This is a genomic window from Spirillospora sp. CA-294931 (assembly GCF_050946795.1).
In the GTDB taxonomy this organism is placed as follows: domain Bacteria; phylum Actinomycetota; class Actinomycetes; order Streptosporangiales; family Streptosporangiaceae; genus Spirillospora.
This window is the reverse complement of the sequence record NZ_CP192006.1, coordinates 3,439,187-3,452,196: the sequence shown is the minus strand read 5'-3', so window position 1 is coordinate 3,452,196 and position 13,010 is coordinate 3,439,187. Positions and strand designations below refer to the sequence as shown.

Genomic DNA, 13,010 nt, shown 5'->3' with positions numbered 1-13,010 from the left:
GGCCGCCGAACTGAGCAAGCTCCAGGGCGGCGGGAAGCTGCGGATCATGCAGCCGTTCGGCTCACCGCCGTCGTGGTGGCGGGGGGCCGGTGTAGACGGCGCGGGGACGCAGGGGGTCGCGCCGGGCGTACTCCTCCAGAGCGTGGGCCAGCCATCCGGACGTGCGGGCGATGGCGAAGATCGCCTCGCCGGAGCCGGGCGGCATTCCGGCGGACGTGGTCAGGGCGGCCAGGGCGAAGTCGACGTTGGGTGCGGGGAGGCGGTGGCGCCGCGCCTCGGCCAGGACGGCGTCCACGACGCCAAGGGTGTCCGGTGACGCGGCCCTGACCAGGTCGAACAGGCAGGTGGCGCGCGCGTCGCCCGCCTTGTAGACCGGGTGGCCGAAGCCCGGGACGCGCTCGCCCCGCCGAAGCCGCTCCCCCATCGCGCCCGCCGCGCGCGACGGGTCGCCGATCTCCGCCAGCAGCCGCTCGGCCGCGTAGGACGCGCCGCCGTGCAGCGGCCCGCTGGCGACGCCCAGGCCGGTGGCGACGACGGCATACGGGTCGGCCCGGACGGACGCGCCGACACGGGCGGCCAGGGTCGAGGCCGCCAGCTCATGATCGGCCAGCAGGACCATCGCGGCCTCCATCGCCCGCAGCAGCCCCGGGTGGACGGGACGGGGGCACAGGCTCGCCCACAACCTCTCGGCCATCGAGCCCTCGCGGGGCGGCCCGAGTGCGTCGACGAGGCCGCCGACCAGGGCCCGCCCGGTGTCGACCACGCCTTCGGGGTCGAGCCGGAACCTGCGGGGGTCGGTCGCCGCGAGCGCGGCGGCGATCAGCTGGAGCCGGTCGATCGGGGGCAGCCCGCCGGGAAGGCCCAGCTGGGCGGCCCGCGCCGCCGCCAGGCCCTCCTCGGACGGACGCCATCCCTCGCCCGCGTCGAGCTCACCCGTCCACAGCCACCCGGCCACCTCCTCGAAGGAGTGGGCCACGGCGAGTTCCAGCGCGTCCCGGCCCCGGTAGTACGGGCGGTCCGGCCCGAGCGCCGTGATCGCCGACTCGATCGCGAGGTCACCCGGGCCGGGCGGACGGCGCGGCTTCCCCTTGCGGGCCAGCTCCTCCACCTGGGCGGCGTCGAAGAGGCTCCGCCGCCCGTCGGGCGCGCGGCGGCGGCGCAGGACGCCTCGGCTCACGTAGGCGTACAGGGTGGCCGACTTCACACCGAGCCGCTCGGCGGCGGCCGCCGCGTCGATCCACTCCCCCGCCAGGTCGTTCTCGGCCATTCACATCCCTGATAGTTGATTTTGATCAATATTGATACATATGAATCCCGGTGTCAATCTGAGCGCATGCCACAGATTCACTTCCTGGACGTCACCAACCGCGACGGCGTCCAGACGGCCCGGACCGGGCTGTCCAAGTTCGGCAAGACGATGGTCAACTTCTATCTGGGCCGCCTCGGGGTGGCGCAGTCGGAGATCGGCTTCCCGTTCCTGTTCCACGAGACCCCGTATGTCCGCGCCCAAGTAGCGCTGGCGCAGGCCGGGGCGTTCGGCGGCCTCCGCCTGTCGGGCTGGTGCCGGGGCGTGACGCAGGACGTCGAGAAGGCGCTCCCCCTCGGGCTGGCGCACTACAACCTGTCGATCTCGACGTCCGACTACATGATCGCCAACAAGTTCCGCGGCCGTCTGGACCGCGCGGCGATCGTCCGGGAGATGACCGCGGCCGTCCGCGCCGCCAAAAGGGCCGGGGCGCGGACCGTGGGCGTCAACGCCGAGGACGGCTCGCGCACCGACGACGCCTTCCTCACCGAGTTCGCGCTCGCGGCCAAGGAGGCGGGGGCCGACCGCGTCCGATACTGCGACACGATCGGCGGCGACACCCCCGACCGCGTCCGCGAACGGTTCGCCACGCTCGCCGCCGCCGTCGGGATGCCCGTCGAGACCCACTGCCACAACGACCTCGGCCTGGCCGTGGCCAACTCGATCTCGGGCGCGCTCGGCGACCTGGAGGCCGGGCAGGACGCCTGGATCAACACCTGCGTCAACGGCATCGGCGAACGCGCGGGCAACGCCGACCTGCTCTCGTGCGTCCTGGCTTTCCGGCACGGTTTCGGCCTGGACGCCGAGATCGGGGACCCGATCGACCTCTCCTGGGCGCGGCGCTTCTCCCTCTGGGCCGGCTACGCGTTCGGCCAGCCGCTCCCCTACAACCAGGTCGGCGTTGGCCTCAACGCCTTCGCGCACGAGTCAGGCATCCACGCCGACGGCGCGCTCAAGGACCACGGCAACTACGAGCTCTACGACGAGGCCACGCTCGGCCCCTTCCCCCAGGACCACCACGCCCGCGAGGGCCGCGTCGTCCTCACCGGCGAATACGGCGGCAAGGCCGGGTTCCGCCACGTCATGGACGCGCTGGAGATCGTCCCGGCGGACGAGGACCTCGCGTTCACCCTCGTCCAGCTCTGCAACGCGATGACGGGACGTCCGCTGACCGACGACGAACTCCGCCTCATCGCCGGATACCCCCACGAACTCGCCCTCCTCTTCCCGGGACAACTCGCCTGAAAGATCGCAACCTTTCGGCCCCCGGCGGTGTTTGATGGAGGGACTAGCACTGGAGGGACGATGAGCGAGACGCTCGCCTTTGGCGGGATCGACACGGCACTCGGCAGGCTGCTGGCCGGGGTGACGGAGACCGGCGTGGCATGGTTCACCTTCCACGACACGCCCGCCGTCCGCGAACGCGCGGCCAAGACCATCGCACTCCCCGTCGTGGACGACCCACACCGCCTCGAACCCGTCCTCGCCCGCGTGGCGGACTACTTCGCCGGGGGCCTCAAGGAGTTCGACCTGCCCATCGACTGGCGCCTGACCTCGCGCCTCCAGCAGCAGGTGCTGACCACGCTCTACGAAACGGTCGGCTACGGCGCCGTCCTCACCTACGGCGAACTGGGCGACCGCAGCGGCGCCGCCGTCCCGGCCCAGGCGATCGGCCAGGTCATGGGCAGCAACCCGATCCCCCTCATCGTCCCCTGCCACCGCGTCGTCGCGTCAAACGGCCTGGGCGGCTACAGCGGCGGCTCGGGCATCGAGGTCAAACGCTGGCTCCTCACCCTGGAGGGCCACCTGCCCCCCACCCTCGACTGGGACCCCACCCACTTCACCCCGACCCAACACGCCTAAAACCCGCACGAACGGTCGCCTCGCATCAAACGCGCGATGACCTCGAAGCCGGACCGCCGTGCGTCGGTCAGGACGTGGCGGCGGTCTCGTAGTGGACGCCCGTGAGCGACTCGGAGGCCTGCCAGAGGCGCGCCGCCGGTTCGGGCTTGGACGCCAGAGGCGGCGTCATGACCTTGACGGGGGCGCCCCGGTACTGGAGAAGGCGCGGACCGTAGCACGTGCCGCTCTCGACGTCCGGGTCCGTCGCCGCACGGAGGGTGGGCAGAGCACCCATCGCGGCGGACTGCCCCGCGAGGTTGAGGAGACCCGCGCCGCGCTCCAGGACCTTGCTCTCCTGCATACGGGGGCCAGTCTGTTGGAGGTTGGTCGCGGCGTACCCGGGGTGAGCGGCCACGCTCGTGATCTCGGGGAAGCGGCGCGCCAACTCCTTGGCGAACACGAGGTTGGCGAGCTTGGACTGGGCGTACGCGCCCCACTTGCGGTAGCGGCGCTCGCCCTGAAGGTCGTCGAAGGCGAACCGTCCGGCCCAGGCAAAACCGCTGGTCAGGGTGACGACACGCGGCGCGGAGGCGGCGCGCAGGGCGGGGAGCAGCAGCGCCGTCAGCGCGAAGTGGCCCAGGTGGTTGGTGCCGAACTGCATCTCGAAGCCGTCGGCCGTGGCGCGCCGGGGCAGCGCCATGACCCCGGCGTTGTTGACGAGGATGTCGAGCGGACGTCCCGCGTGCCGCTCCCCGAACGCGCGCACCGACGCCAGGTCGGCCAGGTCGAGGACGTCGAGCTCGACGTCGCCGTCCGACACGGCCCGCTTGAGGCGGTCGAGGGCCTCCCGCCCGCGCTCCGGACTGCGGCAGGCCAGGACGACCGACGCCCCGTGCCGCGCGAGTTCCAGCGCCGCGTAGTACCCGATGCCACTGTTCGCGCCGGTGACGATCGCCCGCTTACCCGTCAGGTCGGGGATGTCCTTCGCCGTCCAACCGCCCATGAGGTGCCTCCGCCGGATGCGTCCGCGTACTATCTCGAACCCCAAACTAGACCCGTCGTCAAATAGCAGCAACGACCTGTGACCGGCACCACGCCATGACTCGACCAAATCCCCATGACGCGATTCCGTGCCCGCCCGCAACCTGGCACCCCAACCACCGCCTCAACCCGCGCCCCGCACGCAGGGCGTCCCCGGGCGGCACGCACCACGCAACAAGCCGGCCCGCGCGTTACGCGATACCCAGGCGGCGCATGACGCACAGCGGCCCGGTCTCGCGCGAAGCGCGACACCGGGCCCACGTGTGGAGCACGAAGCCCGCGGTTCGCGCATGGCGCGACATGCGTGGCGCACCACGCCCGGTGCGTGTGATGCGCCCACTCGGGCGCCACGCACGGGCCGCGCCACGCTACGGCCCGTGCGTGGCGCGGCCCGTAGGCGTGCATGGCGCGCAACGGCCGCGAATGACGTACGGCGGCCGGTTGCGCGCGGAGCGCGGCACGCGGGTAGCGCGGCACGCGGGTAGCGCGGCACGCGGGCCGCGTATGGGGTGCGGAAGCTCGCGGTTCGCGCGTGGCGCGGCATGCGTGGCGCACCGCGGCCGGTTTGTGGGTGGCGGGGGTTAGGTGGGGAGGGTTTTCTCGATCGTGGTGATGAGCTCGGGGGACTCGGGCTCGGTTTGGGGGGCGAAGCGGGCCGTGACGGTGCCGTTGGGGGCGATGAGGAACTTCTCGAAGTTCCAGCGGATGTCGCCCGTGTGGCCCTCGGCGTCCGGGGTGTCGACCAGGCCCTGGTACAGGGGGTGGCGGGCCTCGCCGTTGACGTCGATCTTCTCGGTCAGCGGGAACGTCACGCCGTAAGTGGCCGAGCAGAACTCCGCGATCTCCTCGGAGGTCCCCGGCTCCTGACCCATGAACTGGTTGCAGGGGACGCCGAGCACGGTGAAGCCACGAGCGGCGTACCGCTCCTGGAGACGTTCGAGCCCCGCGTACTGGGGGGTGAGACCGCACTTGGACGCCACGTTCACGACGAGTACGGCCTTGCCCTCGTACTGTCCGAGGTCGGCGGAGCCGCCCCGCAGACCGTCGATCTCTACCTCATAGATGGACATGGGGCCGATCCTAGGTCGTCAGGGCCCCATGAGCCTCACTTGCCCAAGGCGTTCACGAAGTCCGCCACCTGGGTGCCCGCCTTGCCCAGCTGGGTGAAGGCGTTGTTGACGACGTCCGCCGCGTCCTGGGGTGAACTGAGCAAGTAGAAGATGACGAAGGCGATTGCAACATAGCGGAGGTTCTTCTTCATCCGAAACGCCGTCCCTGGTTGTAGCGCAGCGACACACTGACCCGTTTCAATTGTGCCCAGCTGCTTCAGCCCGCAAAGCGCGATTTTACTGTGACGGCGAGGCAAGCGCTTGATGGCGGCATACGAAAGAGCCCCGCACCCATCAGAGGTACGGGGCCGGCGGCCATCGCGTCAAGGGATGGCGCTCACGAACTGTGACAGCGACTCGGCGGCGGTGCCGAGCCCGCCCAAGGCCTGGTTCACCAGGTTGGCGGCCCCTTGGGGCCTGCTGATCACGTACCAGGCGACGAACGCGATCGCGCCGATCTTGAGATGTTTCTTGTTCATGCCCCCACCCTCTGTAGTTGGTTTTCCACAGAGAGTGATTCCCCGGACACGGCCAAGCGAGATCAAGACGACACAAAGTCTGAGTCACGCCGCGCCGGGTGTACCTAAGCGTGGCGGGAGAGATAGTCGATGTAGAGGGGACGCAGGGCGTCGGCCAGCTCGCCCTCGCCGGCGTGGGTGAACTCCTCCAGCAGCGACAGGCCGTGCAGGAGGTCGAACTTGGCGCGGTCGAGGTTGCCGAGCGTGGCCTCGGCGGCCGGGATCGCCTTCAGGACCTCCCAGACGAAGGAGAGGTCGCGGCGCTTCCTGGCCAGCGCCATGGCCCGGTCGTGGAGTTCCTTGGACGACAGGTCCGCGGTGTCTTCGGACATGCTCCCGACTGTAACCGCGGACCCGTACCTCACACGTCCCTACTTGGTAATGGCTTCGTCGGGGACCTTCTCGTCGTTCCTCAGGGCATCGAAGAGCTTGCCCGACTTGGCCTTGTCCCACGTGAGGTAGGCCCCGGCGGACGACGAGGAGCCCGCGCCCCCGATCGGCACCGCCGTGGTGACGCCGTTGCCACCGCTGACGCCCTTCATGGCCCACATCATCCGGACCAGGTCGATCAGGTGGTCGTCGGTGTCGACGGTGAAGTTGCCGGTCGCGTTCATGGCGAGCGGGATGCTCTTGAACGGGTTGAGGAAGACGCCGGGGCTGCCGGCCTTCTTCATCAGGGCACCGAAGAACTGGCGCTGGTGGTCGACCCGGTCGAGGTCGGCGCGGGCCGACTTGCGCGTCCTGACGTATCCGAGGGCCTCGCCGCCCGTCAGGGTCTGGCAGCCCGGCTTGAGGTCGAGCCCGGCCTTGGGGTCCTGCATCTTCTGCTTGACGCAGATGTCGACGCCGCCGATGGCGTCCACGACCCCGACGAAGCCGCCGAAGCCGATCTCGGCGTAGTGGTCGATGCGCAGCTTGGTGGCCTTCTCGACGGTCTGCACCAGCAGCTTGGGGCCGCCGAAGGCGAACGCGGCGTTCAGCTTGTTGGACCCGTGCCCGGGGATCGGGACGTAGGAGTCGCGCGGCAGGCTGACCAGCGTGGTGGTGCCCTCGCCGTAGTGCAGCAGCATCATCGAGTCGGTGCGGCGCCCGGCGGCCTTGCCGGTGGCGTAATCCTTGCGCTGCTGCTTGGAGAGCCCCTCGCGGCTGTCGGACCCGACGATCAGCCAGTTGGTTCCGGGGGTGTCGGCGACCCGTCCCGCGTAGTCCTCCAGCACCGCCTCGCGCTTGAGCCGCGAGTCGAGGTAGAAGTAGCCGCCCACGATCACGATCAGGGGCACCAGGATCAGCGCGGCGACCACGTAGGGCCAACGGCGTCGGCGCGGCCTGCGGCGTCGGGGGGCGTCGTCGTACGGGTCTTGGGGGTGGGTCTCCCGGTAGCGGGGGTCGTCGTCGCCGTAGTCGTACCCGCCGCCGGCGAGTTGGTCGCCGCCGCGGAGCTGATCGCCCTCGTACGCGTACGAGTATCCCTCCGGGCCGGATTCGGGCCCTCTGCGTGACACGTCGCTTTCCTCTCAGTGTGTCCCTTGCCCCCGGGACGGCCGGTCATGCCGTAGACACTAGGGCAACCGAACGGGCCTCCGCGTCCGTCTTGGGCCCGATTCGCGGCGGTGCCCGGTCACCACTCCATGTGATGGAGGGCACGGATTCTGTCCTACTCGCGATGCACACTCTCTGGTACTTACGTACGGCGAGAGGGCGGCGGATGGGTTTCTCCTCCAAGAGCAGGCGACGCCGCAAGAAGCGACAGCAGGAGCCCGCGTTCCCCGAGCTCACCGTGCATCTCTGGACGGCGCGCACCGGGGAGCTCGCCGAGACCGGTATGGGCACGATGGCGCGGCGGCTCCCGTCGGTGATCGCGAGGTCGGCGGGGCTGGCGTGGCGGGCGAGCCCGGCCGACACCACCGTGACGATCGTGCTCAACCTGCTGGCGGGCTTCTTCACCGCGTTCGGCCTGCTGGCCACCACGGGCGTGCTCACCGCCCTGTTCAGCGCGGGCCCGACCCCCGAACGCGTCCGGTCGGCGCTGCCGTCGCTGGCCCTGGTCGCGGGCGCGGCCGCCCTGCGCGCGGGGCTGCTGGCGGGGGCGGGCTGGGCCCAGGCGCGCCTGGACCCCCAGGTCGAGCGGCTGGTCGAGCTGCGCCTGTACGAGCTCACCACGGCCGTCGAGCTGGCCGCGCTCGACGACTCCGACTTCCTGGACGAGCTCAAGCGCGCCCAGGGACGCGGCATGATGTCGGCGCCGAGGGTCGTCCAGCACGCGGTCAACGTCCTGACCGGAACCGTCGGCCTGACCGCCGCGGCCGGGACGCTCGGCGTCCTGCACCCACTGCTCCTCCCGTTGCTGATCCTCACCGCGCTCCCCGAGGGGTGGGCGTCGGTCCGGACGGCCCGCATGCGCTACCTCACCGAGCTGACGCTGGTCGGCGTCGCCCGCCGCAAGTGGATCCTGTCCGACCTCATGGCCGACCGCCGCCATGCCGCCGAGGTCCGATCGTTCACCATGCGCGGCTTCCTGCTCGGCGAGTACGACCGCTTCGCCGCCTACCAGCGCGGCGTCGAGCTCGACCTCGCCCGCCGCCAGACCATGGCCCGGGTGACCGGCGACGTCCTGCAGGGCCTGGCGGCCGCGGGCGTCTACGTCGCCCTGGGCCTCATGTTGTGGAAGGGCGCCGTGCCGCTGGCCGTGGCGGGCACCGCCGTGCTGGCGATCCGCGCGGGGCAGACGTCCCTGGCCAACCTGGTGTTCGCGGTCAACCAGTGTTACGAGGAGGGCCTGTACTTCGGCGACTTCCTGACCTTCTGCGCCGAGGCCGAGTCGCGGGCGTCCCCCCGGGCCGGACGGCCCGCGCGGCTCCCCGACGACTTCGACACGATCAACGTCGAGGACGTCACCTTCACCTACCCGGGGTCCGACAAGCCGTCGCTCAACGGCATCTCCCTGGAGCTGCACCGGGGCGAGGTCGTCGCGCTGGTCGGCGAGAACGGCTCGGGCAAGACCACCCTCGCCAAGATCATCGCGGGCCTCTACGACCCCGAGGGCGGCGACGTCCGCTGGGACGGCGTCCTGCTCCGCGAGGTCCCGCCGGACGACCTGTGGAACCGCGTCGCCGTCATCGCGCAGGAGTACACCCACTGGCCGATGACCGCGCGGCAGAACATCACGATGGGCCGTCCCGACGTGGAGGCCGAGGTGCTGGCCGCCGCCCGCGACTCCGGCGCCGAGGAGGTCGTCTCCGGCCTGACCCGCGGCTACGACACCCTGCTCGACCGCCGCTTCGAGGGCGGCGCCGAGCTGTCCGGCGGGCAGTGGCAGCGCCTGGCCGTCGCCCGCGGCTTCTACCGCGACGCGCCCCTGCTGATCTGCGACGAGCCCACGGCCGCCCTCGACGCCCGCGCCGAGCACCACCTGTTCGAACGCATCCGCACCCACGCCGACGGCCGCACCGTCCTGCTGATCACCCATCGCCTGGCCAGCGTCCGCCATGCCGACCGCATCTACGTCCTCGACCGGGGCAAGGTCATCGAGGAGGGCGACCACGCCCGTCTGATGTCCCTCAACGGCCTCTACGCCGACCTCTACACCCTTCAGGCCACCGCGTACCGTCCCGGCTAGATGTACTGGCCGGGGGGCGTGGCCTCCGGGGTCGGGCTCGGCGGGAGGTCGTCGGGGTGCAGGAGGCGGACCTGGTCCGGGGAGAGCTCGGGGGCGTCCTTCTCGGTGAGGCGCTGGGCCTGGCGCGAGATGGCGGCGTCCAGCAGGTTGCGGATCAGCCGGGCGTTGCCGAAGGACGCGCCCCGGGGTTCGGCGGCGAGGCGGCGGCGCAGGGCGGCCAGGACGCCGTCACCGGGGACGAACCCCGCCTCGGCGGCCATGTGCTCGAAGACGGCCACCAGCTCGTCGTCGGAGTAGTCGGGGAAGCGCAGCACCTTGGGGAACCGCGAGGCGATGCCCGGGTTGGAGCCGAGGAAGCGTTCCATCTCGGCGTCGTACCCGGCGACGATGACGACCAGGTCGGCGCGGTGCTGCTCCATGAGCGTCAGCAGCTCGGCGACGGCCTCGTGCCCGAAGTCGCGGTGGTCGCCGCCGGCTCCGGTGAGCGAGTACGCCTCGTCGATGAACAGGACGCCGCCCAGCGCGCGGTCGACCGCCGCGCGGACCTTGTGGGCGGTCTGGCCGATGTACTCGGCGACCAGGTCGGCGCGGGTGACCTCGACCAGATGGCCGGACGAGAGCAGGCCGAGCTGGGTGTAGACGGCGGCGATCAGGCGGGCGATGGTGGTTTTGGCCGTCCCGGGGTTGCCGGTGAACACCATGTGGCGGGTCGGCGCGCCCAGCGGGATGCCCGCGGCGCGGCGCAGCTGCTCGGCGCGCTGCTCGGCGACCAGGCGTCCGACCTCCTGCTTGATGGAGTCCAGGCCGATGAGGCGCTCGATCTCCGACAGCGGGTCGCCGGTGACCTCGGCGGGCCCGGGGGCCAGCGCGTCGGGGACGTCGTCGAGCAGCAGCTGGTCGAGCGACTCGGTCTCGTCGACGACGCCGTCCTCCAGGACGCGGCGTCCCTGCATGGAGATCGCGCGGTCGAGCAGGTTGACCATGAGGCGGGCGTTGGTGAAGCCGCGGTCGCGGCGTGCGGTGGCCGCCAGCCCGCGGGCCTTGTCCAGGACGCCGGGGGCGAGGGAGAACCCGGCGTCGGCGGCCTTGGCGGCGAAGACCTTGGCCAGCTCGTCGTCGGTGAGGTCGGGGAAGCGGACGGTTCTCGGGAAGTGCGCGGCCAGCTCGGCGTGCGACTTGAGCAGACCGTTCATCTCGGCCTCGGGGCCGGTCAGCACGACCACGAGGTCGTCGGGGTGCGACTGGACGGCGCTGAGCAGCACGTCGACCAGTTCCCGGCCCCGCGCGGCCTCGGCCGAGGCGAACGCGTGGGCGTCGCGGACCAGCAGCACGCCGCCGAGGGCGCGCTCGACCGCGCGGCGCACCTTCAGCGCGCTCTCGCTGGTGAACTCGCCGAGCAGGTCGGCGCGGTCGACCTCCACCAGATGGCCGGACGAGAGCGTGCCGAGATCGGCGTAGATGCGGCCGAGGAGACCCGCGACGCGGCCCTTGCCGGTGCCCGGGTTGCCGGTGAAGACCAGGTGGCGGGGACGTCCGGCGACGGCCATGCCCGCCTCGCGGCGCAGGTGGGCGGCCTTGGCCTCGGCCACCAGCGCGTCGATCTCGCGCTTGACCGGCTCGATGCCCGCGCTGGCGGCCAGCTCGGCCAGCGGGTCGGTGTCGGTGCCGCGCCCGGCGATCAGGCGCTGCGGCAGGTCGTCCTCGGTGATCTCGGCGCCCGGGCCCGCCGTGGCGGCGGCCCGCGCGGCCAGATGCTCCACCAGCCGGGCGCCGCGCAGGTTCAGCAGCGGCGGGGTGCGGCCGAGCAGCACCCCGGCGGCGCGGGCGACCTCGCGGGAGACGGCGGCGCCGCGCGCGGCGGCGGCGCGGCGGAACAGCTCGGCGAAGTCGTCCTCGCCGAACTCGCGGGTGCGGGAGACCTCGAACGAGCCCACCAGGGCGGGGTTGAGGTCGAACAGCCGCCGGTCGCCGCCGGGACGGCAGAGCGCGACGACGTCCAGTGCCGGGTTGCGGGCCATGAGGCGGCGCAGCTCCTCGACGGCGGCGGCGCCGCAGCGCTCGTACCCGGCCAGGCGTTCGAGGTCGTCGACGACCAGCAGGAGCCGGGCGTCCAGGCACTCGCGGACCCGGGCCTGGAGCCACAGGACGGCGTCGCTCACGCTCAGCGCGGCGAAGACCTGGTCGGAGATCCAGAGCGCCTCGCGGATCGCGCCCAGCTCGACCAGCCGCGACTCCAGCAGCTCGGCCGAGGTGCCCTTGCCGGTGCCCTCGCCGCCCGCGACGAGCAGCCGGACGGGCCGCTCCCCCGCCGCCCGCGCGGCGAGCGCGTCCTCGACGGCGCGGACGAGTTCGGGCTGGCCGACCAGCGCGTCGCCGACCGTGACCCGGGCGGCCTCGGTGGGGACGGTGTCGGGCTCGGTGGCCGGCCCGGCCGTGGCGGCGAACGTGGTCGAGAGCGCGTTGACGACCCGGCGCGCGGCGAAGATCCGGCGGACGTCGAGCTGGAAGGCGCGGACGGGCACCTTGCACCGCGGGCTGGTGGCGGCCTCGGGCAGGCCCTGGACGGCGCCGGTCAGCCGGACGGCCATGTCGAGCCAGGCGCGGCACGCGTCGGCCTCGCCCGCGACCAGGCCGCGGCTCAGCCAGGCGCGCAGCTCGACCTGCCACACCTCGGCGGCGAAGTCGGCGCGCAGGGCCGCCAGCCGGTCCGACACCGCCTCGTAGCGGGCGGTGCCGACGGCGACGGCGAGCTCGGCGGGCACCGCGGTGGCCTCGGCCGCGAGCAGGAGGCGGGCCAGCGCGACGTCCAGCGTGTCGCCACCCGGGACGGTTCCGGCCAGCCGCTCGTGAGCGGCGGTCAGGCCGGAGCACACCCAGCCGAGATAGGCGATGGGCCCGGCCAGCTCGGGCAGCGCCGCGACGGTCTCGTCGGGGAGGTCGGCGTTCCAGACCGCTTCCAGCCGGTCCTGCGGCGCGGACAGGTCGAGCTCGCGCAGCTCCGGGTCGGCCGCGCGGCGGTCGAAGATCTCCAGCGCCGCGCGGCGCCGGGTCTCCAGCGGCTCCAGGCCCTCGAAGACCTCCAGCCCGGCGCGGGCCAGCTCGTACATGACCACGCGGCGCTCGCGGTCGTCGCCGGCGGGTTCGGGGAGCCAGAGCCCGGGCGGACGCCACCGTCCGCCCTGGGTGAACCAGGCCAGGGGGTCGCGGACGGGCGGCTCGGGGGTGGCCAGGAAGTCGCCGAGCAGCTCGTAGTCGACGTCGCCGCGGCTGCCGGCGCGCAGCGCCGAGGCGCCCAGGAGAAAGGTCAGCAGCGACCACTGCTCGGCCCCGGCGGCCGATGTCTCCGGCCCGTAGAAGTCGCTGAGCTGGCGGGTCAGCACCACCGCGCGCGGATCGCGGTTGAACGCGAGCGTCCGTTCGCGCAGCTCCTCGTAGAGCCCCGGCGGCACCCGCCAGGGCCCGTAGGCGTACACGTCGAGGACGGGTTCCTCGGTCAGCAGCAGCTCGAGGTGTTCCGGCAACCGGGGTGAGCTCATGGCCAGCACCCTACGGGTTGACGGCTGGGGGGCAGGAGTACC

The 13,010-nt window shown here is 72.2% G+C and carries 11 protein-coding genes; 3 read left to right on the top strand and 8 right to left on the bottom strand.

From position 1 onward, the window contains the following. Window positions 1-61: 61 nt before the first annotated feature. Window positions 62-1,267, bottom strand: a complete 1,206-nt coding sequence (locus ACQPY4_RS15435; protein WP_433336801.1) for a citrate synthase — start codon at window positions 1,265-1,267, stop codon at window positions 62-64. 66 nt (window positions 1,268-1,333) lie between these two features. On the opposite strand from ACQPY4_RS15435, the gene ACQPY4_RS15430 reads away from it, so the two are divergent. Further along, window positions 1,334-2,551, top strand: coding sequence for a homocitrate synthase/isopropylmalate synthase family protein (locus ACQPY4_RS15430; RefSeq protein WP_433336799.1), 1,218 nt, complete (start codon window positions 1,334-1,336; stop codon window positions 2,549-2,551). Between the two features lie 60 nt (window positions 2,552-2,611). Continuing rightward, window positions 2,612-3,169 carry a methylated-DNA--[protein]-cysteine S-methyltransferase gene (locus ACQPY4_RS15425; RefSeq protein ID WP_433336797.1) on the top strand — a complete coding sequence of 186 codons (558 nt, stop codon included), beginning with the start codon at window positions 2,612-2,614 and terminating at the stop codon, window positions 3,167-3,169. 67 nt (window positions 3,170-3,236) lie between these two features. Here ACQPY4_RS15425 and ACQPY4_RS15420 read toward each other — a convergent pair whose 3' ends face one another. From ACQPY4_RS15420 to ACQPY4_RS15395, 6 genes are all read right to left on the bottom strand, one after another. After that, a complete protein-coding gene (locus ACQPY4_RS15420) occupies window positions 3,237-4,151 on the bottom strand; it encodes an oxidoreductase (RefSeq protein ID WP_433336795.1) in 915 nt (304 codons plus the stop codon). A 619-nt stretch (window positions 4,152-4,770) separates the two neighbouring features. Continuing rightward, window positions 4,771-5,259: a glutathione peroxidase gene (locus tag ACQPY4_RS15415; RefSeq protein WP_433336793.1), complete on the bottom strand. Its 489-nt coding sequence runs from the start codon at window positions 5,257-5,259 to the stop codon at window positions 4,771-4,773. Between the two features lie 35 nt (window positions 5,260-5,294). Continuing rightward, window positions 5,295-5,450: a hypothetical protein gene (locus tag ACQPY4_RS15410; RefSeq protein WP_433336791.1), complete on the bottom strand. Its 156-nt coding sequence runs from the start codon at window positions 5,448-5,450 to the stop codon at window positions 5,295-5,297. Between the two features lie 171 nt (window positions 5,451-5,621). Further along, a complete protein-coding gene (locus ACQPY4_RS15405; protein WP_433336789.1) occupies window positions 5,622-5,777 on the bottom strand; it encodes a hypothetical protein in 156 nt (51 codons plus the stop codon). 104 nt (window positions 5,778-5,881) lie between these two features. Continuing rightward, entirely contained in the window at window positions 5,882-6,148 is a 267-nt protein-coding gene (locus ACQPY4_RS15400) for a hypothetical protein (RefSeq protein ID WP_433336787.1), read from the bottom strand. A 39-nt stretch (window positions 6,149-6,187) separates the two neighbouring features. After that, complete coding sequence (locus ACQPY4_RS15395) at window positions 6,188-7,318, bottom strand: LCP family protein (protein WP_433336785.1); 1,131 nt, start codon at window positions 7,316-7,318, stop codon at window positions 6,188-6,190. Window positions 7,319-7,521: 203 nt separating this feature from the next. Between ACQPY4_RS15395 and ACQPY4_RS15390 the strand changes: the two genes are divergently transcribed. Continuing rightward, window positions 7,522-9,432: an ABC transporter ATP-binding protein gene (locus ACQPY4_RS15390; RefSeq protein WP_433336783.1), complete on the top strand. Its 1,911-nt coding sequence runs from the start codon at window positions 7,522-7,524 to the stop codon at window positions 9,430-9,432. Here ACQPY4_RS15390 and ACQPY4_RS15385 read toward each other — a convergent pair. Beyond that, entirely contained in the window at window positions 9,429-12,968 is a 3,540-nt protein-coding gene (locus tag ACQPY4_RS15385) for an AAA family ATPase (protein WP_433336781.1), read from the bottom strand. The two genes, ACQPY4_RS15390 and ACQPY4_RS15385, sit on opposite strands and share 4 nt — an antisense overlap. Between the last annotated feature and the right edge of the window lie 42 nt (window positions 12,969-13,010).

Coding starts and splice junctions, on each gene's coding strand:
- ACQPY4_RS15420 (WP_433336795.1), bottom strand. CDS start 4,151: ATGGGCGGTTGGACGGCGAAGGACATCCCCGACCTGACGGGTAAGCGG.
- ACQPY4_RS15385 (WP_433336781.1), bottom strand. CDS start 12,968: ATGAGCTCACCCCGGTTGCCGGAACACCTCGAGCTGCTGCTGACCGAG.
- ACQPY4_RS15415 (WP_433336793.1), bottom strand. CDS start 5,259: ATGTCCATCTATGAGGTAGAGATCGACGGTCTGCGGGGCGGCTCCGCC.
- ACQPY4_RS15435 (WP_433336801.1), bottom strand. CDS start 1,267: ATGGCCGAGAACGACCTGGCGGGGGAGTGGATCGACGCGGCGGCCGCC.
- ACQPY4_RS15410 (WP_433336791.1), bottom strand. CDS start 5,450: ATGAAGAAGAACCTCCGCTATGTTGCAATCGCCTTCGTCATCTTCTAC.
- ACQPY4_RS15425 (WP_433336797.1), top strand. CDS start 2,612: ATGAGCGAGACGCTCGCCTTTGGCGGGATCGACACGGCACTCGGCAGG.
- ACQPY4_RS15430 (WP_433336799.1), top strand. CDS start 1,334: ATGCCACAGATTCACTTCCTGGACGTCACCAACCGCGACGGCGTCCAG.
- ACQPY4_RS15400 (WP_433336787.1), bottom strand. CDS start 6,148: ATGTCCGAAGACACCGCGGACCTGTCGTCCAAGGAACTCCACGACCGG.
- ACQPY4_RS15390 (WP_433336783.1), top strand. CDS start 7,522: ATGGGTTTCTCCTCCAAGAGCAGGCGACGCCGCAAGAAGCGACAGCAG.
- ACQPY4_RS15405 (WP_433336789.1), bottom strand. CDS start 5,777: ATGAACAAGAAACATCTCAAGATCGGCGCGATCGCGTTCGTCGCCTGG.